Genomic DNA, 21067 nt, shown 5'->3' on the forward strand with positions numbered 1-21067 from the left:
ACATCAAAAATTATAATGAAAATAGAATTCAACAAAAATTAGGCTACTTATCTCCGGTTCAATACCGAATACAAGCAGCCTTATAAAAAGTGTTTTTTATTCCGTCCCATTTTCAGGGTTCAGTACCATGACACTTGGAACATTTTGTTCATAATGCTTCATAACGAACAGAAATATCAATGCCAATATAAAGGATCTTGCCACTGCAAGAAGATAGAGTTTCGGACTTTTTCCTCTTGAATAGAACAATCTGATTTCCTTACCGATGCTAAAAAGGAAGTTAAAAAACATGAATACCAGAACAAATAATCCTACGTTAAAAAACGCCATTGCTCTCTGATAAGCGTATTCCTTTTCAGATAAATTATAATCCACTGGGTCGAACAGCCCTGATTGACTCGCAATATACCATAAAAGTGCTGTAGTTGGCAGCAAGAATATCAAAGTAATCCATCTATGATAATCATCCATCTCATAACTGATCGGCGCTTTCGGCTTAAAGAAGTTACGCGTATAATCTTGCCAGGCTTCCTATCAGGTAATTTTATTGTTCATTTTGGTCGGCCCCTGTTTTTCTCACGTTATCTACATAACTTTGATTATTCATAAATATCAACACTAACATCATTAGAACACCGAACAGCATATCTCCCTTCATATTTAGATAGAAGGTGATAAAAGAAAAAGTAATCCCTCCAACAACAAAGAAGATAAAAGTTAACATATAAGGCAAAACACTTTTACCTCTTTTAGTGAACATTCTTAATTCTGTTGGTAAAGTGGGAAGAATGATAGCGCTGGAGATTAAGATGAATACTAGACCACGTTTAAAAGATTGGACAATTTCAAAGTGATCCTGTGTCTTTTCAGCTCTATTCCAAAATCCTTCTGGATATTTTCCTATCTGATAAATAATAATAAACCATATGATTGTTAAAACTACACCTAAAGGTCGCACGAGACGACTATGTGCCTTATACATCTCATAACTGATCGGCGCTTTCGGCTTAAAGAAGTTACGCGTATAATCCTGCCAGGCTTCCTGCCAGGTAATTTGCTGTTTCATTTCGATACTCCTTCCTGAAAAGCATTAATATTCTTTTCGTAGTCGATCTGCTTTTCTGTTATTTATATATCTCCAGTTGTTGAAATAAGACGGTAAATAAAAGAATATGATGATGAAAAACGTTTGATTCTCTTGCTCGAATCGATACATCAAATAAACAAATAATAATGAAATGATGGGAGCTACTATCAGTGCAATCAGATAGTCTCTCGCACTTTTTCCTCTTGCATGAAACATTCTTAGTTCAGTTGTTAAATCTGTTAGGTGAAAGATGAAAAGAAAAAGTGTAAAGACAAGTCCTGACAGAAAAGCTTGTTCTACCTTTAATTTATGGTATTTTTCAAGTGATTGATTCCAGTCTATCGAGTCGAATAAATCTAACTGATAACTGATAAAAAAGAACAGAATAAGCAATAAAATGAGCAATGGCACAGACACCCATCTATGTTTGTCGTACATCTCGTAACTGATCGGCGCTTTCGGTTTAAAGAAGTTACGTATATAGTCCTGCCAAGCTTCCTTCCAGGTAATGTTGTTTTTCATTAAATTGCCCCCTTTATGAATACCTCAGAATTATTTTAAATAATAGTTTCCCATCGTGGTCATGCTCGGGATAAAATAACCTAGCACAAGCACATAGAACTGAACTTCCTGATGTAGAAAGTAGCTGATCAGACAGTAGATAATCGAACCGATAAAAAAGATAACATGGGACACCCGATAAGGCATATCAGATTTGTCTCTTGTATTGAACATGCGTCTTTCTACCGGATTTCTAAGTATTGTTATTATTAAAGCTGCAATTACAAATGTCACACCGTAGATAAAGGACTGTTTGATTCCTTCATTTAAATTCAAGGAAATCAGAAAGATAAAAGATAAGAAAACAGGTAATGTCATTATCGCGATTAAATTTAATTCATCTCTATACTGTTTATAATTAATGGGTGCTTTCGTATTATAAAAGTAGTCGTTATAGTCCTGCCATGTCTCTTTTAGATTCATAGAAAAAACCACCTTCGTCGTTATACATTTAGTATAATCGAAAAGGTGGTTAATTTTACTATTTTCTGTATTTTTAAGGTAAGTTTAAGGTTACTTCAGCTGATACATTAAAATACCGGCACAGACCGCGACATTCAGACTTTCTGCCTGGCCAAAAATCGGTACAAATAAATTTTCATCAGTTTCATTTAAAATCAGTTCATCGACGCCCTGCCCTTCATTGCCGAGAACAAGTATGAATTCTTTAGACAGTTCGACTTCCTTATAGTTCTTACCATTCTTCAGTGATGTGCCGTATATCTTGCCGCTGAAGTCTTTCCTGATATCGTGAAAATCCGCTTCCACAACCGGTATATGAAAGACACTGCCCTGACTCGCGCGCAGTACTTTATCATTGTAGATATCAACGGTGCCTTTTGAGATGACAACACCATCATATCCTGCTGCATCTGCTGTACGGATAATCGTGCCGACATTGCCTGGATCCTGGATGCGGTCAAGATAAATCAGCTGACTGAAATCGCCTATCTGATAGTCCGGCATGTTGCATACCGCATAGATACCTTGAGGCGATTCTGTCTGAGACAGTTTCTCCGCAATCTTAAAAGTAATCTGGAACTGTTCCTTGCTGCCTGCTGTCATCTCACTTGATATATCATCCGGATTGACGCTCAGAATTGTCTCTACTTCAATGCCGCTTTTCACTGCTTCTTCCACTAAATGATAGCCTTCCACTAAGAACTGCTGTGCTTTTTTGCGGTCTTTACGTGTATGCAGTTTGGCGATATTTTTAATTCTTGTGTTCTGTACTGATTCGATTAATTCCATGTCTTCACGCCTCCGATTTATCTGATTACCTCTATTATAACTTAATTCGCTGTCTCCTTACAGGTTGATTAAATACCCAGAAAAAGGGAAGAGGAAAATATAATAGTAGAGGAGGTTCAGTAATGAATTATGATGTAATTTTTATCGGTAGTGGTCATGCAGCCTGGCATGCCGCGGTCGCACTTGCACAGTCCAAAAAGAAAGTGGCATTAATCGAAAAAGAGACACTGGCAGGCACTTGTACCAACTATGGCTGTAACCCAAAATTTTTACTCGAGGGCCCATTTGAGATAGTTGAAGATATGGAACGTCTCGGTGATATATTTGAAAGTCAGCCAGCAGTTAACTGGGAAAACTTGATGCGTTATAAACATGAAGTTATCGATCCACAGAAAGATGGCCTCGAGAAGATGTTCAAAAAAATGGGCGTCGATATTATTTATGGTCACGGCGTCATCAAAAACAAGAATACGGTGACTGTAGATGGCACGGATTATTCTCCAAAATATATCGTCATTGCAACAGGCCAGCGCAGCCATTTACTGGATATTAAAGGCAAGGAATATTTGCACGACAGTCGTGACTTTATGGACTTGGAGTCATTTCCGAAACACATCACTTTTATTGGCGGCGGCTATATCAGTATCGAGTTTGCTTCCATCGCCAGTAAATATGGCTCAGAAGTGCATGTCATCAGCCACTCTGACCAGATCTTAAAAGCATTTCACCAGCCGTACGTGAAGAAACTGACTGAAAAGCTTGAAAAAGAAAATGTCACCTTCCATTATTATGAAGATACTACAAGCGTTGAGAAAACTGAATTCGGCTATAAGTTAACGACTGCATCAGGTCTCACGATTGATACTGACTATATCGTAGACGCAACAGGCCGTATTCCAAATGTGGAGAATATTGGTCTCGAGGAATTAGGAATTGAGTACAGCAAAAAAGGAATCAAAGTAGATAAACATTTACTCACTTCAGTTGATAATATTTATGCCAGCGGAGATGTCCTGGATAAAGATATTCCGAAATTAACACCGACTGCGACATTTGAATCCAACTATATTGCGCTGCAGATTATGGCACGCGAGGCGAACCTGCTGAATCCTGTCAAGGCACTCGAACTGCTGCCTATTAAATATCCGGCTATTCCGTCTGTCGCCTACACACTGCCACGAATATCTCAAGTAGGGATGCCAATCGCAGAAGCAGAAGAAAAAGGTTACAAAATCAAAACTATTAAGTTCGGAGAAAGTCTCAGATTTGAATATAAAAACGAGACAGACGCCGAGATGGTCTTTGCACTGGATAACAGAAAGCATGTTGCGGGTGCCGCGATCTACGGTCATGCAGCAGATGATTTGATCAACATCATGACTTTCATCGTCGAGAAGAAGATGTCTGCCCGTGAACTGAACATGATGATCTTCGCATTCCCAAGTGCTTCAAGTGGTATTTTAGACTTGCTGAAAGTACAGATGATGGATGTGGATATCGAACTATAAAAGACAGCCCGAATGACTCGGGCTGTCTTTTAGTATGTCTGCTCTATAATCTGGTCGACGATGTCATCAGTCAGCTCTGCAAGTACAGCGTTCAAGAGTTTCAGTGCGCCGTTATAGTCCTGACGATTCATCATCGAGACGTTCGAATGAATGTAACGCGTCGGCACACCGATTGTGATAGCCGGAATGCCGTCAAAACTCTGTGCAATATGTCCAGCATCTGTGTAGCCGCCTGTCAGGTAGTCAAACTGAATCTTAATGTCATGTTTTTCAGCGATATCTGTAACGAACTGTCTGAAAGTCGGATGGCCGATATGCCATGCATCGACGAGCACAATAATCGGTCCATCGCCCATCTTCGCGTTCCCTGTCATACCTGGCGTCTTCGCACAAATACCGACATCAAGCGCGATGGCGAGTGATGGCTTCACTTTATGAGCTGCTGTCTTAGCACCGCGTGACAATGTCTCTTCTTGAGTGACTGCCCCTGAGTAAATAGTGATATGAGGATCAGGGTTGTCTCTCAGCGCTTCAATCGCAAGTGCACAGCCGAAACGGTTATCCCATGCTTTAGCGAGGAGGTAATCAGGGTTAGTCATCACTTCGAACTCGCTGTACGGTGTGATCGGGTCACCGATACGCACGCCGGCATCAAGTGCTTCCTGTCTGTTATTCACACCGATATCAATAAACATATTGCTGACTTCAGCAGCAAGTTCCTTCTCTTTAACGCCTAAAACATGAGGCGGCTTGCCGCCGATCACGCCTCGGACGTCTCCTTTACTGCCGGTAATGGTGACTTTCTGGCTCAGCATGACATTTGCCCACCAGTAGCCGAGGTTGGTGAATCGGATGAAACCATCCACTGTAATCGCTGTCACCATAAAGCCGATTTCATCTAAATGACCGGCCAGCATAATGGAATGGCGTCCCTGCCCCTTCTTACCGAAAATACTGCCCGTATTGTCTTTCACGATGTCGTCTGATATCGGTTCTAAGTAATCGTTCATCAAGTTTGTCATCGGTCCTTCGAAACCGGCAACTGCATTACAGTCCGTCAATTTTTTGAATAAGTCTAGTTGTTCCATGTATATCCCCCTTTTCATTAATTTCAGTATAGCACTTTTAAATTTAAGTTTTTTCAATATTTCGTCAAAAACTGCATGAGAAGTTCGCACAGTTTTTAAAGAAATAGCAGCAGAAAATGAAAAACTGTAGATGGGATTCGAGTTGGCCAGTTTGTCAGGAATTGCCGGAGCTTATTTAGTGAGTGTGAGGTGATGACATGTTATTAAAGAGACACCAGCCATCTGAATATATTCAATATTTAAGAGCGGCAGATAAATCGGCGGGACGCTCATACTTACCTTTTTATCACCCATCGCTCAACATTTAATTTTGACAATGGTTCCACATTCATTTTAACGATTGGGCTATAGCCGATTCTATGTTCAAAATTGGTCTTGCACTCAACTAGCAGAAAGAACAGGCAGAGAACGATGGCGATGACTGCGAACGTCGCCATTAGCCTTACTACGATGCGATTTTTCAGAAAGTCCATCTGATCACCCTCCATTTTTTTCTATTTTAACGTAAAAAGGGTGTCAAATTTCATTTTCCTCGTGTTTTTAAGGAAACTTTAAGGTAATCTTCTTTCTCTGGAAAATCTGAACAACATCAGTGACACTATTACTGTTCCAATCAGAATCACCACTGCCCACACAATCAATAATGTATAGGACGCGTAAGCTCCTAGTATCATGCCGCCAAGTAACGCACCAAATGAAATACCGAACTGCACCGATGACGTACTGACCGTCTGATTGATACTCGCATATTTTTCTGAACGTTCAATCAGATAGGACTGTGTCGGAGCATTAATGGACCAGCCGACAAGTCCAAGCAGCGCAGTATTGATAAACAGCCAGCCGACTGAACTTGAAACCAGGTAGCCGGCCATCACAACAGCATAAAGCATACTTAAAACCACTAATGCCCGTCTGCTGCCCCATTTCTCTGTCAGGAGTCCGCCCAAGCCGCTGCCGAGTGTACCACAGACACCAAAGACAATGAAAAGCAAACTGATGACAGTTGCACTGACTTTTTCATGTAGTAAATAAGGTGAAAAGTAAATATAGAAAACACTCTGACCTGTAAAAAAGAGAAAGGTATAGCAGTGGGCTGCAATCAGGTCTTTTCTGAGCAGTCCTTTTAAATCATCTTTAAGCGACAGCTTCTCAACTTCCAAATCAGACGGAAAATATTTAACGGTAATCAGTAACGTCACAACAGACAAGACAGCAATCCCCATAAAAACCATCTTCCAGCTATAAAGAGAAGATAAAAAGATTCCAATCGGCGATCCGAGAACCATGGCGCTGCTGAGAGCCATCAGGACAATACCGATTGCTCGTGGCTGAAACGGCTGCCTGACTACTTTGACACATAATGAAAATGCGAGGCCGACAAGCATCGACACACTGATTGCAAGAACGATTCTTGACAGCATGATCATACCGTAAGTCGTGCTCATCACGCTGAGCAGATTACCGATGATAAAAAGTATATTAAAACCGATCAAGAGTGTACGTCTTTTAATAGCGCTCGTTACCATCATCAGGATGGGTCCAGCAATAGCAAAGATAAAAGCAAAGACGGTTACGAGTAAACCTGCCTGCTCTGTCGTCACCTGAAAGTAATCGGCGAGGTACGGAATAATCCCGGCGATAACAAATTCAGCAAGTCCTGCGAGAAAGGCCATCAAAGCGAGTAACAATAAATTGATATTCATATTCTCCTCCAATAAAAAAGCACCTTCCGAATTGGAAGGCGCTGCAGTCATATACATATGAAAGCGGGCAATGTGCCGCCTCTATGAAATTAATTTTATTATACTGAAGGCAGTTCACTTAATCAATAGCGAACTGCTGCTTGAATAAGGCCTTTGCTGCATCTGTTCCGCTGATTTCATCGAACGCCACTGCCTTTAATACATCGCGGTGAACATCCGCATATTTTTCGCTGTGCGTCGTATCGGTCAGCTGATCGATTAAATAATAATAGCCGCCGTCATCAAAGCGTTCGAGCACATCGTCAATCTCTATTTTTGACTCACTGACTATTAGTATTTTACGGCCGAAATTAGTTTTTTTCTCAAACCAGGATTCAGTCTTCCGGCATCTTACGACATCTCCGACAATAATCATAGCAGGATGCGAAACCTTTGCTTCGCCAACTGCCCGCTCTATATGACAGAGATTACTGATGACTGTCTTCTGGTAGCCATAGCTTGCTTGTCCGATGACCGCTATAGGCAATGTCTCGCCATTTTGATCAATCAGGACTTTGACGATATTCGGCAGTTCCTTCATCCCCATATAAAGTGCGAGTGTCCCGCCTTTAGCGAGCGCCTGAAAATCTATTTCTTTAACACTGTCTTTCTGCAGATGACCGGTCGCAAAAGTCACATGTGGGGAATACTCACGGTCCGTTAACGGAAATCCGCTATAGACTGCTGCCGCCGTCGCGCTCGTAATGCCCGGAATCACTTCATAGTCCGTATGAACAAGACTTTCAACTTCTTCTGTCAGCCGACCGAAAATAGCAGGGTCCCCGCCTTTCAGCCGTACAATCTGCAGTCCTTTAGCCGCTTCATGATTAATCACTTCATTGATCATATCCTGCTTCATGTATTTGACGTCAGGGTTTTTACCCACATATATCAACTTACATTCCGGCTTTGAAAGCTGCAGAAGAATAGGATTAACAAGCCGGTCGTAGATGATGACATCTGCTTTTTCAATGGCTCTTCTTGCTTTTAAAGTCAGAAGGCCGGGATCCCCCGGCCCTGCTCCGACAAAATAAACTTTGCCTACACCCATACGAAAACTTCACCGTTTTCAACTTCAGTCTGATATGTTTCTACACAGCCGTCGCTATCAGGAGGCTGCACTTCCCCGTCTTCAAGACTGATTTTGCGTTCATGGAGTGAACAGAACACATAATGACCGGATACTGTGCCTTCACTAAGTGTCCCTTGCTGGTGAGGACAACGATTATAGACTGCTTTCACTTCACCATCATCAAGGAGGAAGACACCGATTTCTTTATCGCCGACGAAACACTTCATGCCGATCTGAGGTTTTAAGTCCGACAGATTGAATACTTTTACTTTTTCCATATTATACGCGCCCCACTTCGAAGATTTTACGTTCATTTTCATTCTCGATGACATTTCTCCATGGCTCATGCTGACGATCTTTGTTTGCATCCATGAGTCTCGCATGAAGCTCCTGACGTTTTTCGAAGTCCATCAGCACTTCCTGCACCTGCTCAAAGCCGAGACGCTCAAGCCATGGTGCTGTACGTTCGCCGTAAATACCTGTCTCACGGTAGTACTGCATCATTGCGCCACATAACTCGATCACTTCATCTTCAGTCTCAACAGTTGTCAGCAGTGTCGCTGCTTTAACTTCTGTACCGCCGTTACCACCGATATAAATCTGGAAGCCGTTTTCCACACCGATAATACCGAAGTCTTTAACACCTGATTCCACACAGCTACGTGGACAGCCAGAGACACCCATCTTAAATTTATGCGGCGTATCAATATATTCAAATGTGGACTCTAAGCGAATCGCGAGGTCTGACGTGTACTGTGTACCGAAACGACAGAACGCTTTACCGACGCATGATTTAACAGAGCGTGTAGATTTACCGTATGCTGCAGCTGACCGCATATCAAGTTCTTCCCAGATCTTCGGCAGATCATCTTTTTTGATACCGTACAGGCCGATACGCTGTGCACCAGTAATTTTCAGTAAATCAACATCATATTTCTTCGCCACTTCACCGATCTTAATCAGCTGATCCGGATTCGTAATACCGCCCTGCATCTGTGGAATAACAGAGAATGTACCGTCTTTCTGAATATTGGCACGGAAACGTTCATTAGCGTAGCGAGAATCTTTTTCGTCTTCATGTTCATGCGGCCATACCATATTGAGGTAATAGTTGACAGCCGGACGACATTTAGAACAGCCGCCCTCGTTTTTCCAGCCGAGCACATTACGTACTTCTTTAGAAGTTTTAAGGCCTTTTGCTCGAATCTGAGTGACAATCTGATCACGTGTCAGTTCTGTACATTCACAGATACCTGTCGGTCCGCCGGCATTAAAGGCATCACCCAGTGTAACAGCAAGTAGATCAGCAATCTGACCCTTACATTTACCACAAGAGCCCCCTGCTTTTGTATGCTTTGTCACTTCAGCAACAGTCGTCAGCCCTTTTTCGTGGACTGCAGTGACAATCTGTCCTTTAGAGATACCATTACAGCCACAGATGGTTTCATCGTCAGCCATTTCTGCTACAGAAATCGCATCCACTTCACCTGCTTTATGAAGCAGTGACACAAGTGTAAATTCTTCGATTGTTTCGCCTTTTTTGATCATGTTATAGAAGCGGTTACCTTCTTCTGTATCACCGTACAGCACAGCACCGACGACTTTACCTTGTTCAACGAAGACTTTCTTATAGACATTATCAATGCCGTTGTAAACTTCAATGCCGCGTGTTTCTTCACCTTCGTAGATTTTGCCAGCACTGAAAAGGTCACAGCCGGACACTTTCAGAGAAGTGAAGGTCGCTGAACCATGATAACCATCTGTCGGACGCCCTGTAATATGGTCAGCCAGTACTTTACCTTGCTCATAGAGAGGCGCTACTAGCCCGTATACTTTAGAGTTGTGCTCTGCACATTCTCCGACTGCATAGATATTTGGATCACTCGTCACCATAAAATCGTCGACGACAATCCCACGACCTATTTCAAGTCCTGCAGCACGAGCCTGTTTTGTGACAGGTCTGATACCGACTGCCATGACAACAAGATCGGTCTCAATAACAGTACCATCACTTAAACGGACAGCTTCTACACGCTCGTCTCCGATAATTTCCTGTGTATTACCCTGCAGCTTGAATTTCATACCCTGCTTCTCTAAGTCCGCTTTCAGCATATCGCCTGCTTTACGGTCTAACTGCATTTCCATCAGCCATTCAGCTAAGTGAACGACTGTGACATCCATGCCCTGATCAAGCAGACCACGGGCACATTCCAGACCAAGCAGCCCACCACCGATAACGACTGCCTTACGGTAATGTCTAGCCTGTTCAATGATGTATTCTGTATCTTTAATGGTTCTCCAGCCGATAACACCGTCTAATTTGACGCCATCAATCGGTAAAAGGAATGAAGTAGACCCTGTCGCCATAATCAGTTTGTCATATTCATAGACCGCGCCGTCTTTCGTGATGACCTTTTTATGATCACGGTCAATCTCTTCTACACGGTCGCTGTTGTGCAGCGTGATACCCTGCTCTTTATACCAGGCATAATCATTTAAAATCGTTTCTTCGACTGTCATCTTTTTCTGTAAAATGTTCGACAGCATAATACGGTTATAGTTTGGATAAGGTTCTTCACCGATGATGGTAATATCAAATTTTTCCGGATCTCTATCAATAATCTCTTCTATTGTTCTGACGCCGGCCATACCGTTACCGACCATGACTAATTTTTCTTTCATGATTGACTCTCCTTTATGAGTTAAAAAATAGTTTAAGACGTTCTTTTAGTTTCTTACTGGTCTCAGGACTTTTACCGTCTGTTGAAATCATGATGCGCGCGTCGTCTGTTCTAAAGCTGGCCATATTAAAAAAATTGGAGTTCTTTTTATTCGTACAGTCGTTGACGAGCTGATGCGGTTTAATCTGCTTCATGACACGGGCATTCACTTCTGCGTCATCAGTCGCAATAAAAATCATATCGAAATGTGATAGATCATGATGGAAAGGTTCTTTAATACAAGTAATGGTCTCACCATTAATTGTTTCCAGGATTTCAGGTGCGATAACGGTGATGCTGGCGCCTGTCTCTTTCAGTCCATTCACCTTACGTGCGGCGATTCTGCCTCCACCGACAATCACGATTTTCTTATCTGTTAAATCAAGCATGACGGGATACATCGAGTGCCTCCAGTTTATTCAGTGCTGCTTCGACCATTGATTCATCCAGGTCAAGCGTGTCAGTGAAATGAATAGTCTTTCCTTCCTCTATAAAAGGCTGACTCAGTCGCTTAATCTTGCGAACGAGATGCCCATCGAAAAGGAAATAAGGCATAATGGTGATTTCCTGTGCCTCTGTTTCTGCAAGCTGATTCTCAAAACTGAGTGCACCGTAGAGCATTGCAGCCTGCAGACGCTGTTCCGTCTGTTCTTGCATATTATGTACAACCTGTTCAAGCATGCGGTCAGGTTCTGCAAAACGCTTGTTGCCATGCGCTGTAATGAGGATGAGTCCCTCTGCATCTTCTATTCTCTTTAAGGCAACCTGCCAGACACTTACTTCATCACCAAAGCAGTCTGCAATATGGTAAGTCGCCCGACCGTTCAGGACTGAGTCAAGTTGCTCAGGTATATCTTCCTGAGCATGCATAGCAGGGAAAAGCAGCATCGGCATGACTAAAAAGTCAGTGACACCTTCTACCAGCATTTCACCTGCTACACGCGGCACATTTTCATCGTCTTTTTCAAGGAATGCGAGTCGCTGAATACTTTCAGGCCGATTTTTGATGATTTTATCTACAAAAGCTCTGAACTTTTCATTTTTATCCGGCATTTTCGAGCCATGCGCAATATAAATAATTCCCTTCATTCTATTCCCCCTCGAATACACTTTTATTTTATCGTATCCATGTCATGATTTATAGCTATTAATGTGACTTTGTTCACAAATAGGGAATTCCCTTATAGAGAAAAATTGCAACAAAAAAACTCCAGCATCTTTAAAGATACTGGAGTTAAGTGATTATTTATTTAATGCTTTTTTAGCTGCTTCAACTAATTCGCCGAAAGCTTTGTCGTCAGAGATTGCAACTTCTGATAACATTTTACGGTTGATGTCGATACCAGCTAATTTAAGACCGTTCATTAGACGGCTGTAGCTGATGTCGTGCATACGTGCAGCCGCGTTGATACGTGCGATCCATAATTGACGGAAGTCACGTTTTTTCTGACGACGGTCACGGTATGCGTAGTTTCCTGATTTCATTACTTGCTGTTTAGCTACTCTGTATAATGTGCTTTTTGAACCGAAATAACCTTTTGCTAATTTAATGGTTCTTTTACGGCGAGCGCGTGTCACCGTTCCACCTTTAACTCGTGGCATGATAATTCCTCCTTAAATAATTCCTGATTTTATTATTTTACGTAAGTTAACATTTGAGCAACACGTTTCTGATCGCCTTTAGAGACTAATGACGCTTTACGAAGCCCACGTTTTTGTTTAGTTGATTTGTTGGCGAATAAGTGAGAAGTGTAAGCTCTTGAACGTTTTAATTTACCTGAACCTGTTCTTTTTACACGTTTCGCTGCTCCGCGGTGAGTTTTCATTTTAGGCATTTCGTTATCCTCCTAGTTTTGTTTTTTGTCGACGATTGGCGCAAGCATTAAGAACATCGAGCGGCCATCCATCTTTGGTCTTTGTTCTACTGTGGCGATATCTTTACACTCATCAGCAAATTTCTCCAGCACACGCTGACCAAATTCTTTATGCGTGATTGCACGTCCACGGAATCTGATAGATACTTTGACTTTGTCCTCTTTTTCAAGGAACTTACGACCATTTTTCAGTTTCGTATTAAAGTCATTCTCTTCGATTGTAGGACTCAGTCTGATTTCTTTGACTACAACTACTTTCTGGTTTTTACGTGCTTCTTTTTCTTTCTTCTGCTGCTCGAATTTATACTTACCATAGTCCATAATCTTAGCGACTGGTGGTTTTGCATTAGGGGCAACTAGAACAACATCAAGATTGACACGTTCAGCGATTTCGATGGCTTCAAATTTAGATTTAACACCTAACTGAGCGCCGTCATGTCCGATGAGACGTACTTCTCTCGCACGGATTTTGTCATTGATTTGCGTTTGATCTTTAGCTATGATTGACACCTCCTATTGGATTTACGACGAACAAAAAGCGGGCGCAAAAGCGCCCGCTAAAAATAGACATGATAACCATGTCTTTACCCGGTCACTGCTCTTGGCGTTCTGCGGGTGAGAAGCGGGAGGCTTCTACTTGTCCGATTCGTATTCAACAGATTTAATAATAACAGGATTATTTGACAGTGTCAACATCTATTTTTTCATATTCACTCATATCATGAGCTTGCGATAAGTCTACTTGTTCAAGCGGTATTTTCTTCGTTTTATATTTCACTTTGTGATAAAGATAGAAGGCCAGGAAAATTGGGATTCCCATATAAGTGATCAGGAAACCGTTCAGCTCAAACTCACCTCGTAGAATCAAGTCTGTATCCTGACCGATAATAACAAACAGACAGAGCATAAATGCGAATATCGGACCGAACGGGAACCACATCGCTTTATATTTCAGGACTGACAAGTCTTTATTCTGACGATAGAAGGCACGTCTGAAGCGATAGTGACTGATCGCAATGCCCAGCCAGGCGATAAAGCCGGTTAAACCGCTTGCCGCAACGATATATTCATAGGCCCCGCTTGCCACACGTTCTACAAGGAAGATGATGACAACAACGACGAATGTCGCCAGTAAACTCGGAATCGGTACACCTTTCTCGTTAGTTTCAGAGAACTTGCGTGATGCAAGACCATCTTTACCCATTGCGTACAGCATACGAGTAGATGCATACATACCAGAGTTACCTGCTGACAGAATAGAACTCAGAATAACTGCATTCATAAATGATGCTGCAAAAGCCAGTCCTGCATTTTCAAATACGAGTGTAAACGGTGATTTGGAGATGCTGTCCCCACCCATTAAGTTCGGGTTTGTATAAGGGATGATGAGTCCGATAACGAATATAGATAAAATGTAGAAAATCAAGATACGCCAGAAAACCTGTTTAATGGCTCTAGGAATTGTTTTCTCCGGTTCTTCTGACTCACCTGCTGTAATACCGACAAGCTCTGTCCCCTGGAAGCTAAAGCCCGCTACTAAGAATACACCGAGGATGGTCAGGAACGAGCCTGACAGACTACCACCAAGAAACGGTGCTTCACCTGTTGTGAAGTTTTTAAGACCAATATATTCCCCGCCTAAAATACCGAATATCGTCAGTACACCGATGATTAAGAAAAGGACGACTGTGACGACTTTAACAAGCGCAAACCAGTATTCACTTTCTCCGTATACTTTAACGCTCAGTGTGTTAAGCAGGAAAATCAGCGCAAGAAAGACGAGACTCCAGCCCCACCCCGGCAGAAAATCAAATATCGCCCAGTACTTGATGACGCTGGCTGCAATACTGACGTCTGCTGCAACGGTAATAACCCAGTTGAACCAGTAGTTCCAGCCGAGCGCAAAGCCAAGAGACGGATCCACGAACCGGGTCGCATAAGTTGAGAATGAACCTGAAATCGGCAAGTATGTCGCCATCTCACCGAGACTGGTCATCAGGAAAAACACCATGATACCGATAATTAAGAAACCAAGCAGTGCACCACCAGGACCTGCATCACGGATAGCACCACCTGAAGTCATGAACAGACCTGTACCGATACAGCCCCCGATCGCGATCATCGAAATATGGCGCGGTTTCAGTAATCTTTGCACTTCATTGTTATTACTCATTTTGACACTCCATTCTTCACACAAAAAAAGGTGCACATCTATAGATGCGCACCTTTATCTATTGTATCAGTAGCGCATCACAAATGTGACAGTCTGATATATATTCTATATCAGCCCAGCAGCAGACGGTTATCAGACGTCTGCCACTTCGGCGATGTTGCCTTTCACCCTGCTTCAGCTACGTGATACCGTATCAGCAAGGCTACTCTTCTTCATCGCGACCTCTACCTCTTATTGAGGAATATTTTATTTCTTTATACTATAACGTATTAAAGTAAGTCCTGCAAGCCTATTTTTTGAGACGGATTTCATCGACAAGTTTCCAGATGAAATCATCGCGGTCGATTGTTTCTGAATCCTGGCTGCCGTATTGACGGACATTGACTTCATTATTCTCAACTTCTTTGTCACCCACAACGATTTGGTATGGGACTTTATGCATCTGAGCTTCACGGATTTTATAGCCCATTTTCTCTTCGCGGTCATCGATATGACAGCGAACACCTTGAGATTTCAGCTCATCATAAAGTGCACGTGCATAGTCATAATGGACTTCGTTAGATACCGGAATGATTTCCAGCTGGTTTGGCGCAAGCCATGTTGGATAAGCCCCTTTGTATTCTTCTGTCAGGAAGGCTACGAAACGTTCCATCGTTGAAATGACACCGCGGTGAATTACGACCGGACGATGTTCCTGACCATCGCTACCGATGTATGTTAAATCAAATTTCTGTGGTAACAGGAAGTCGAGCTGTACAGTCGATAAAGTCTCTTCTTTACCTAGTGCTGTCTTCACCTGAACATCCAGTTTAGGACCATAGAATGCCGCTTCGCCTGGTGCTTCCTCGTAGTCAAGACCCATTTCGTCTACTGCTTCTTTCAGCATCGCCTGTGCTTTTTCCCACATTTCATCGTCCTGGAAGTATTTCTCTGTATCTTCCGGGTCACGATATGACAGACGGAAGCTGTAATCGTTTAAGTTGAAATCTTTGTAGACGTCAATCACAAGCTGTACAACACGCTTGAACTCATCTTTGATCTGATCAGGACGAACGAAGATATGCGCATCATTTAAAGTCATGCCGCGGACACGCTGTAAGCCTGATACAGCGCCACTTGCTTCGTAGCGGTGCATTGTACCGAGTTCAGCAATACGGATAGGCAGCTCACGATAGCTGTGCGGTTTGTTTTTATAGATCATCATATGGTGAGGACAGTTCATCGGACGAAGAACGAACGCTTCATTGTCCATTTCCATGACCGGGAACATATCTTCCTGATAGTGATCCCAGTGACCAGATGTTTTGTATAGGTCAACAGAACCCATCACCGGTGTATAGACGTGGTCATAACCGAGCGCGACTTCTTTATCGACGATATAACGTTCTAATTCACGACGGATAGTTGCACCGTTCGGCAGCCAGAGCGGCAGACCTGCTCCGATTAACGGGCTAGTTGTGAAGATATCGAGCTCTTTACCGATTTTACGGTGGTCACGTTCTTTACGCTCTTCCAGCATTTCTAAGTGTGCTTTCAGATCTTTCTTATCGAAGAACGCTGTACCGTAGATACGCTGCAGCATTTTGTTGTCAGAATCACCACGCCAGTAAGCACCTGCTACAGATAACAGCTTGAATTCCTTGATTTTAGCTGTTGAAGGCACGTGTACACCTCGACATAAGTCAGTGAATTCACCTTGTGAATAAAGTGTCACGTTCTCATCTTCCGGAATCGCGTCAATCAGTTCCTGTTTGTAAGGATCGTCTTTAAAGACTTCTTTTGCTTCGTTACGTGAAACGACACGGCGTTCAATCGCAATGTTTTCGTTGACGATCTGTTTCATGACTTTTTCGATATTCTCAAAGTCTTCAGCAGAGATTTTCTCCGGCATATCGAAATCGTAGTAGAATCCTTCTTCAATCACAGGACCTACACCGAAATGAACGTCGCCGTAAATACGTTTAAGTGCCTGTGCCATTAAATGAGCTGTTGAATGACGAAGGACCTCGATTCCTTCCGGTGAGTCCGATGTGATGATCTCGATATCACCATCTGTTTCAAGAGCAGTCGTTAAGTCGACCATCTGACCGTTAAACTTACCAGCCAGTGCTTTCTTCTTCAGACCCGGGCTGATAGAAGCTGCAATCTCTTCAGTTGTGATGCCACTCTCAAAACTTTTTTCATTACCATCTGGAAACTTGATCTTAATTTCACTCATTCTAAACACTCCTTTTATTTTTTAAACACAAAAAGACCCCATCCCACAAGGGACGGAGTCATTCCGCGGTACCACCCTAATCACCATAAAGGCAACTCTGCATAAGATAACGGTCTTGAGCCGGACATGGATTAGATGTCGATTAAAAAAGGGAGTAAAACAACATGTCATCCATCAGGCTCACACCTACCCTGACTCGCTATATGATGAGAAATGCGTTTCATATCCTTTTATCATTGTTTGAATTGTTTGACTATAATGCTATTATACACCTTGCCGCAAATTTATCAAGAGCGACGATAATTTTTTCCCTTAAGCGGATAAGCTTCTGTCAGCGCATCAATTCGTTCCATCATCCGGTAAGCTTTTGTCTTCTCTTCGCCCACCTTCGTCTTCTGGAAATGATATCTCAGTTCCTCTTTGTTGAAGTTGGATGAGAAGAAAGTCGGTAGCTGGTTCATCATGCGGTAATGTAAGAGGGGTCCCAGCACTTCATCTCTGACCCACGTCGTCATATCTTCAGCGCCGATATCATCCAGCATTAAGACAGGACTTTTTTTGACGCGGTCCAGTTTTTCCGCATAAGTCTGATCATTGAAGCCATTTTTCAGTTCACGGATAAATTCCGGCACATAGAAAATGGTCGTATAAATATGGCGCTCCTTAAGCTGATTGGCTATCGCACCTAGAATGTATGATTTGCCTGTACCAAAGCTGCCGTAAATATAAAGACCCTTCGTCGGTCTGCCTGCAGCGATATCGTTACAGATTTCCATTGCCCGTTTAACGATATTAAGACGGTCCGTCCCCTCTAAATCAATCGAATTAATCTTGGCATTCAATGTTTCATACGGCACATGCATAGCAGTGACATACTGTTTCATCAGCTGCTCTTCGTCATGCACTTTTTTATTCGGACAAGGCGTGTAGCTGATCTTTATGCGGTTATCTTCTATATATAGATGCGGGGTATGCCCTTTGACGAAGTTGATGCACTGGCCGTAACTGGCGCAGCGGTCACAGAGCTTAGACTGGTCTTTATATTCCTGCAGAACAGTCAGATCTTTGTCAATCATGTCATCTGTCACGGCATGTGCTTCTAAGAACGGCTTGATTTCAGGATGCTGCACGGTCTCTTTTTTGACCTGCTCAATCCGCGCCATAATAGCGGGGTTATTCTTTACAAATGCACTGAACGGTTTCATGATTCACCCTCCTTCCAGAAGTTCTTCAGTTCTTCTTCTAGTTTTCGTTTTTCTTCTGCTAAATCTGTCACTGCTTCAGCGGTTTTAGGCTGTTCCTGATTGTTCAGCCATTCCGGTGTTTTTTCGTAGGATGCTTTTTCACGCTGAACTGTTTTTCTCGTTTTTTTCTTCTCTTCTACTTTCATCGCATGATTGTAGGCTTCCTCGCTGGAAGAGAGTTTGAGTTTCTTCCAGTTAGATGCTATCTCTTCTATATAGCTCTGCGGCAGTTTCATCTCACTGGTCAAAAGTACATACTGCAGCAGAATATTCATGACCCCAAAAGGCAGTTTCTCCCGCTCCAGAATACTTTCAACCATCCGCTTCTGTTTGACAGTCGGCTCTGACTGACTGAAACTTGCGAGCATCTCAATCGGACTCGTCGTGTCGAGCATCTCAAACCAGTTCTTATCACTCTTAGGCGCAGCTTCAGCTTCAGCAGAAATAGTCAGCGCCGGCAGATTACCTTCGTGTTCAAACTGATAGAAGTCCCGTGCATTACGTCTTAAGTCTTCATGCGATATCGTCTGGTTGGAGGTCAATGACTTCAGGATAATTCGTCTCATATCTGTCGGTGCAATGTCATAGAGTAACGACAGCTGGGCGATCAGTTCCCGGACATCTCTCGTCAGCTGCTCTTTTGTGATCATGTTCTGCGCGAGGAGCATCTCGAGCATCTCAAAATCAAACGTCTGCTGATGAACAGGGATGCCGAGCGACTCTCTCGTCTTAATCAGATGATCGTTACCCGCGTAAATTGACGCCGGTGGTGATTTCGGTGTGCCGTATATATCGATATAGTTCTTGCTGATTTCCTGATAACTTGAAACATCAAAACGTTCTGTGCAGAAATGACGTTTCAGCTGATTGAAACGCTCTTTGCCGACCGTCTGAAATAAATAGACAGACAACATGGGATCATTGAAAAACTGGTCCGGCATTACTGGACTGATCAGCTTATAGACAAAATGCTGTGCTTCATCCGTCACTTTCATAAATGATTTCATCAGACCGATGCCTTCTAAACGAAACCGCAGCTGCTCAAAATGGCTGAGATTCATCTTCAGTTCGTTCATAACGATATAGTGAGTGACCTCGTCAGAGACCTGGCTTTTCTCCAGAAACTGACTTAAATACTGATAGACCGCTATACTTTCGAGACCAATCAAAGGAATATACAGACGTTTTAATATCTCATCTGTCAGACTGGTTTCGACATAATTGGTCGTGACGACAAAACGGTCGGCCGGCCGTAACCCTGAAAAATATTGCATGTGTACACCTACTTCTTATTCTTATCGCTTAAAATCCCCTGCATCGTCGACAAGAGCTGATCGATATCTTTGAACTCCTTATAAACCGAGGCAAAGCGCACGTAAGACACCTGATCCAGCGTCATCAGCTGCTCCATGACGCGTTCACCGATATCAACTGATGATATTTCAGTCTTACTGCCCTCACGCAGCTGATATTCAACATCGTTTGCAATTTTCTCTAAGTCATCATATGCGACCGGTCTTTTCTCGCATGCACGTACCAGACCGTGCAATATTTTATCGCGGTTGAACGCCTGGCGCGTACCGTCTTTTTTAACGACGATAAGCGGAGACAGTTCTATACGCTCAAACGTCGTAAAACGAGTGCCGCACTGTTCGCACTCTCTTCTCCTTCTGATGGCATTCAGATCATCTGCATGACGTGAATCGATGACTTTAGACTGATTGTAACCGCATTTCAGACATTTCATATGATCGCCCCTTTAGTTAGTATCACTTCATTATACATGAATCAAGTCTTCATAAAAACTGTTATTGATTTTACTGACAGGGTATAATGACCACAAACGGAGGCGAAAAAGATGATTGAATTAGAAGAATTTGAAGAAGGCAATCCAGTCAACAAAGAACGGGAGAAATTCAACCGTAGAAATGAAGCCATTCTTTATCATGAAGATCCAGTCGGTGCTGTCTTTATCGGTGATTCCATCACCGCCTACTGGGATATCGACAGTTACTTCAGACATACTGAAGGCAAACGTCTAATCAACCGCGGGGTCAGCGATGACTATTCCATGTACTGCAGAAGACGCTTCGAAGCTGACGCACTGCAGCTTAATCCGGAACTCATCATATTGTCAGTAGGCGTCAATAATACGAAAGAAGCGTCTGACTCTGAGAAAGCAGCTGACATCATCCAACAGGTCGTGTCAGATATCCGGGCGATGGTCGAAGAGAGTAAGAACAGGGGCATTAACATTGTGATTACTTCAGTCACTTCCATCAACCGTCCCCACACGGATCTTCAAGGTATCAGACAGGACGCTATTATAGAGATCAATCGCCGACTAATAGAGCTCGCGACCGAGGAAAACATTCACTTTCTGAATTATTATGACGTTATGACCATAGATGACAAGCTGAATCCAGAGCTGACGATAGATGGTCTTCACCCTCATGTCAAAGGCTACGATAAAATGGCGGAAGTTCTGACTAAACAGATTAAGAGTATAAAACTGCAATAAAGAAAGCT

At 42.8% G+C, this 21067-nt stretch carries 23 protein-coding genes, 1 riboswitch and 1 other annotated feature; of the genes, 3 read left to right on the forward strand and 20 right to left on the reverse strand.

Features of this window, described 5'->3' with window-relative positions; all coding sequences use genetic code 11:
- The coding region (locus tag ERX27_RS01835) for an IS3 family transposase (RefSeq protein WP_165983063.1) at window positions 1-86 on the forward strand (86 nt) is incomplete at its 5' end.
- A gap of 10 nt (window positions 87-96) precedes the next feature.
- Here the strand turns inward: ERX27_RS01835 and ERX27_RS01840 are convergent.
- The 5 genes from ERX27_RS01840 to ERX27_RS01860 form a co-directional block, all read right to left on the reverse strand.
- The gene (locus ERX27_RS01840; RefSeq protein WP_133431131.1) at window positions 97-471 is read right to left on the reverse strand and encodes a hypothetical protein; all 375 of its coding nucleotides are present in this window, start codon (window positions 469-471) and stop codon (window positions 97-99) included.
- Between the two features lie 73 nt (window positions 472-544).
- Window positions 545-1066 carry a hypothetical protein gene (locus ERX27_RS01845; RefSeq protein ID WP_133431132.1) on the reverse strand — a complete coding sequence of 174 codons (522 nt, stop codon included), beginning with the start codon at window positions 1064-1066 and terminating at the stop codon, window positions 545-547.
- A 24-nt stretch (window positions 1067-1090) separates the two neighbouring features.
- Complete coding sequence (locus ERX27_RS01850; RefSeq protein ID WP_133431133.1) at window positions 1091-1609, reverse strand: hypothetical protein; 519 nt, start codon at window positions 1607-1609, stop codon at window positions 1091-1093.
- A gap of 30 nt (window positions 1610-1639) precedes the next feature.
- Entirely contained in the window at window positions 1640-2071 is a 432-nt protein-coding gene (locus ERX27_RS01855) for a hypothetical protein (RefSeq protein ID WP_133431134.1), read from the reverse strand.
- A gap of 90 nt (window positions 2072-2161) precedes the next feature.
- Entirely contained in the window at window positions 2162-2899 is a 738-nt protein-coding gene (locus ERX27_RS01860; protein WP_133431135.1) for a TrmH family RNA methyltransferase, read from the reverse strand.
- 122 nt (window positions 2900-3021) lie between these two features.
- Here ERX27_RS01860 and ERX27_RS01865 point away from each other — a divergent pair, with 122 nt between their 5' ends.
- A complete protein-coding gene (locus ERX27_RS01865; RefSeq protein ID WP_133431136.1) occupies window positions 3022-4407 on the forward strand; it encodes a dihydrolipoyl dehydrogenase family protein in 1386 nt (461 codons plus the stop codon).
- 29 nt (window positions 4408-4436) lie between these two features.
- Here ERX27_RS01865 and ERX27_RS01870 read toward each other — a convergent pair whose 3' ends face one another.
- The 15 genes from ERX27_RS01870 to nrdR all read right to left on the reverse strand — a co-directional run bounded on the left by ERX27_RS01870 (window position 4437) and on the right by nrdR (window position 20285).
- Complete coding sequence (locus ERX27_RS01870) at window positions 4437-5495, reverse strand: M42 family metallopeptidase (protein ID WP_133431137.1); 1059 nt, start codon at window positions 5493-5495, stop codon at window positions 4437-4439.
- Between the two features lie 551 nt (window positions 5496-6046).
- Window positions 6047-7198: an MFS transporter gene (locus ERX27_RS01875; RefSeq protein WP_165983047.1), complete on the reverse strand. Its 1152-nt coding sequence runs from the start codon at window positions 7196-7198 to the stop codon at window positions 6047-6049.
- Window positions 7199-7316: 118 nt separating this feature from the next.
- Window positions 7317-8288, reverse strand: a complete 972-nt coding sequence (cobA, locus tag ERX27_RS01880) for a uroporphyrinogen-III C-methyltransferase (RefSeq protein ID WP_133431139.1) — start codon at window positions 8286-8288, stop codon at window positions 7317-7319.
- On the reverse strand, window positions 8279-8587 hold the full coding sequence (locus ERX27_RS01885; protein ID WP_133431140.1) for a nitrite reductase (NAD(P)H) small subunit: 309 nt from the start codon (window positions 8585-8587) through the stop codon (window positions 8279-8281). The genes cobA and ERX27_RS01885 overlap by 10 nt, the downstream gene beginning before the upstream one ends.
- A 1-nt stretch (window position 8588) precedes the next feature.
- Window positions 8589-10994: a nitrite reductase large subunit NirB gene (gene nirB / locus ERX27_RS01890; RefSeq protein ID WP_133431141.1), complete on the reverse strand. Its 2406-nt coding sequence runs from the start codon at window positions 10992-10994 to the stop codon at window positions 8589-8591.
- A gap of 10 nt (window positions 10995-11004) precedes the next feature.
- A complete protein-coding gene (locus tag ERX27_RS01895) occupies window positions 11005-11430 on the reverse strand; it encodes a precorrin-2 dehydrogenase/sirohydrochlorin ferrochelatase family protein (RefSeq protein ID WP_133431142.1) in 426 nt (141 codons plus the stop codon).
- Window positions 11411-12118, reverse strand: coding sequence for a sirohydrochlorin chelatase (locus ERX27_RS01900; protein ID WP_133431143.1), 708 nt, complete (start codon window positions 12116-12118; stop codon window positions 11411-11413). The genes ERX27_RS01895 and ERX27_RS01900 overlap by 20 nt, the downstream gene beginning before the upstream one ends.
- Before the next feature lie 153 nt (window positions 12119-12271).
- Window positions 12272-12631 carry a 50S ribosomal protein L20 gene (gene rplT / locus ERX27_RS01905; protein WP_133431144.1) on the reverse strand — a complete coding sequence of 120 codons (360 nt, stop codon included), beginning with the start codon at window positions 12629-12631 and terminating at the stop codon, window positions 12272-12274.
- A 32-nt stretch (window positions 12632-12663) separates the two neighbouring features.
- Window positions 12664-12864, reverse strand: a complete 201-nt coding sequence (rpmI, locus tag ERX27_RS01910; RefSeq protein ID WP_133431145.1) for a 50S ribosomal protein L35 — start codon at window positions 12862-12864, stop codon at window positions 12664-12666.
- A 12-nt stretch (window positions 12865-12876) separates the two neighbouring features.
- Window positions 12877-13413: a translation initiation factor IF-3 gene (gene infC / locus ERX27_RS01915; RefSeq protein ID WP_133431146.1), complete on the reverse strand. Its 537-nt coding sequence runs from the start codon at window positions 13411-13413 to the stop codon at window positions 12877-12879.
- 14 nt (window positions 13414-13427) lie between these two features.
- Window positions 13428-13548, reverse strand: a sequence feature (ribosomal protein L20 leader region).
- 31 nt (window positions 13549-13579) lie between these two features.
- Window positions 13580-15076, reverse strand: a complete 1497-nt coding sequence (locus ERX27_RS01920) for an amino acid permease (RefSeq protein ID WP_133431147.1) — start codon at window positions 15074-15076, stop codon at window positions 13580-13582.
- Window positions 15077-15138: 62 nt separating this feature from the next.
- A riboswitch (Lysine riboswitch) is annotated at window positions 15139-15311 on the reverse strand.
- A gap of 54 nt (window positions 15312-15365) precedes the next feature.
- Entirely contained in the window at window positions 15366-17294 is a 1929-nt protein-coding gene (thrS, locus tag ERX27_RS01925) for a threonine--tRNA ligase (RefSeq protein ID WP_133431148.1), read from the reverse strand.
- A gap of 287 nt (window positions 17295-17581) precedes the next feature.
- Window positions 17582-18499, reverse strand: coding sequence for a primosomal protein DnaI (gene dnaI / locus ERX27_RS01930; RefSeq protein WP_133431149.1), 918 nt, complete (start codon window positions 18497-18499; stop codon window positions 17582-17584).
- Window positions 18496-19812, reverse strand: coding sequence for a replicative helicase loading/DNA remodeling protein DnaB (locus ERX27_RS01935; protein ID WP_133431150.1), 1317 nt, complete (start codon window positions 19810-19812; stop codon window positions 18496-18498). Before ERX27_RS01935 ends, dnaI begins: the two co-directional genes overlap by 4 nt.
- Window positions 19813-19820: 8 nt before the next feature.
- Window positions 19821-20285, reverse strand: coding sequence for a transcriptional regulator NrdR (gene nrdR, locus ERX27_RS01940; RefSeq protein ID WP_133431151.1), 465 nt, complete (start codon window positions 20283-20285; stop codon window positions 19821-19823).
- Between the two features lie 111 nt (window positions 20286-20396).
- On the opposite strand from nrdR, the gene ERX27_RS01945 reads away from it, so the two are divergent.
- Window positions 20397-21059, forward strand: coding sequence for an SGNH/GDSL hydrolase family protein (locus tag ERX27_RS01945; RefSeq protein ID WP_133431152.1), 663 nt, complete (start codon window positions 20397-20399; stop codon window positions 21057-21059).
- Window positions 21060-21067 lie beyond the last annotated feature (8 nt).

The sequence above is a fragment of the Macrococcus brunensis genome, assembly GCF_004359615.1.
GTDB classification, from domain to species: Bacteria; Bacillota; Bacilli; order Staphylococcales; family Staphylococcaceae; genus Macrococcus; species Macrococcus brunensis.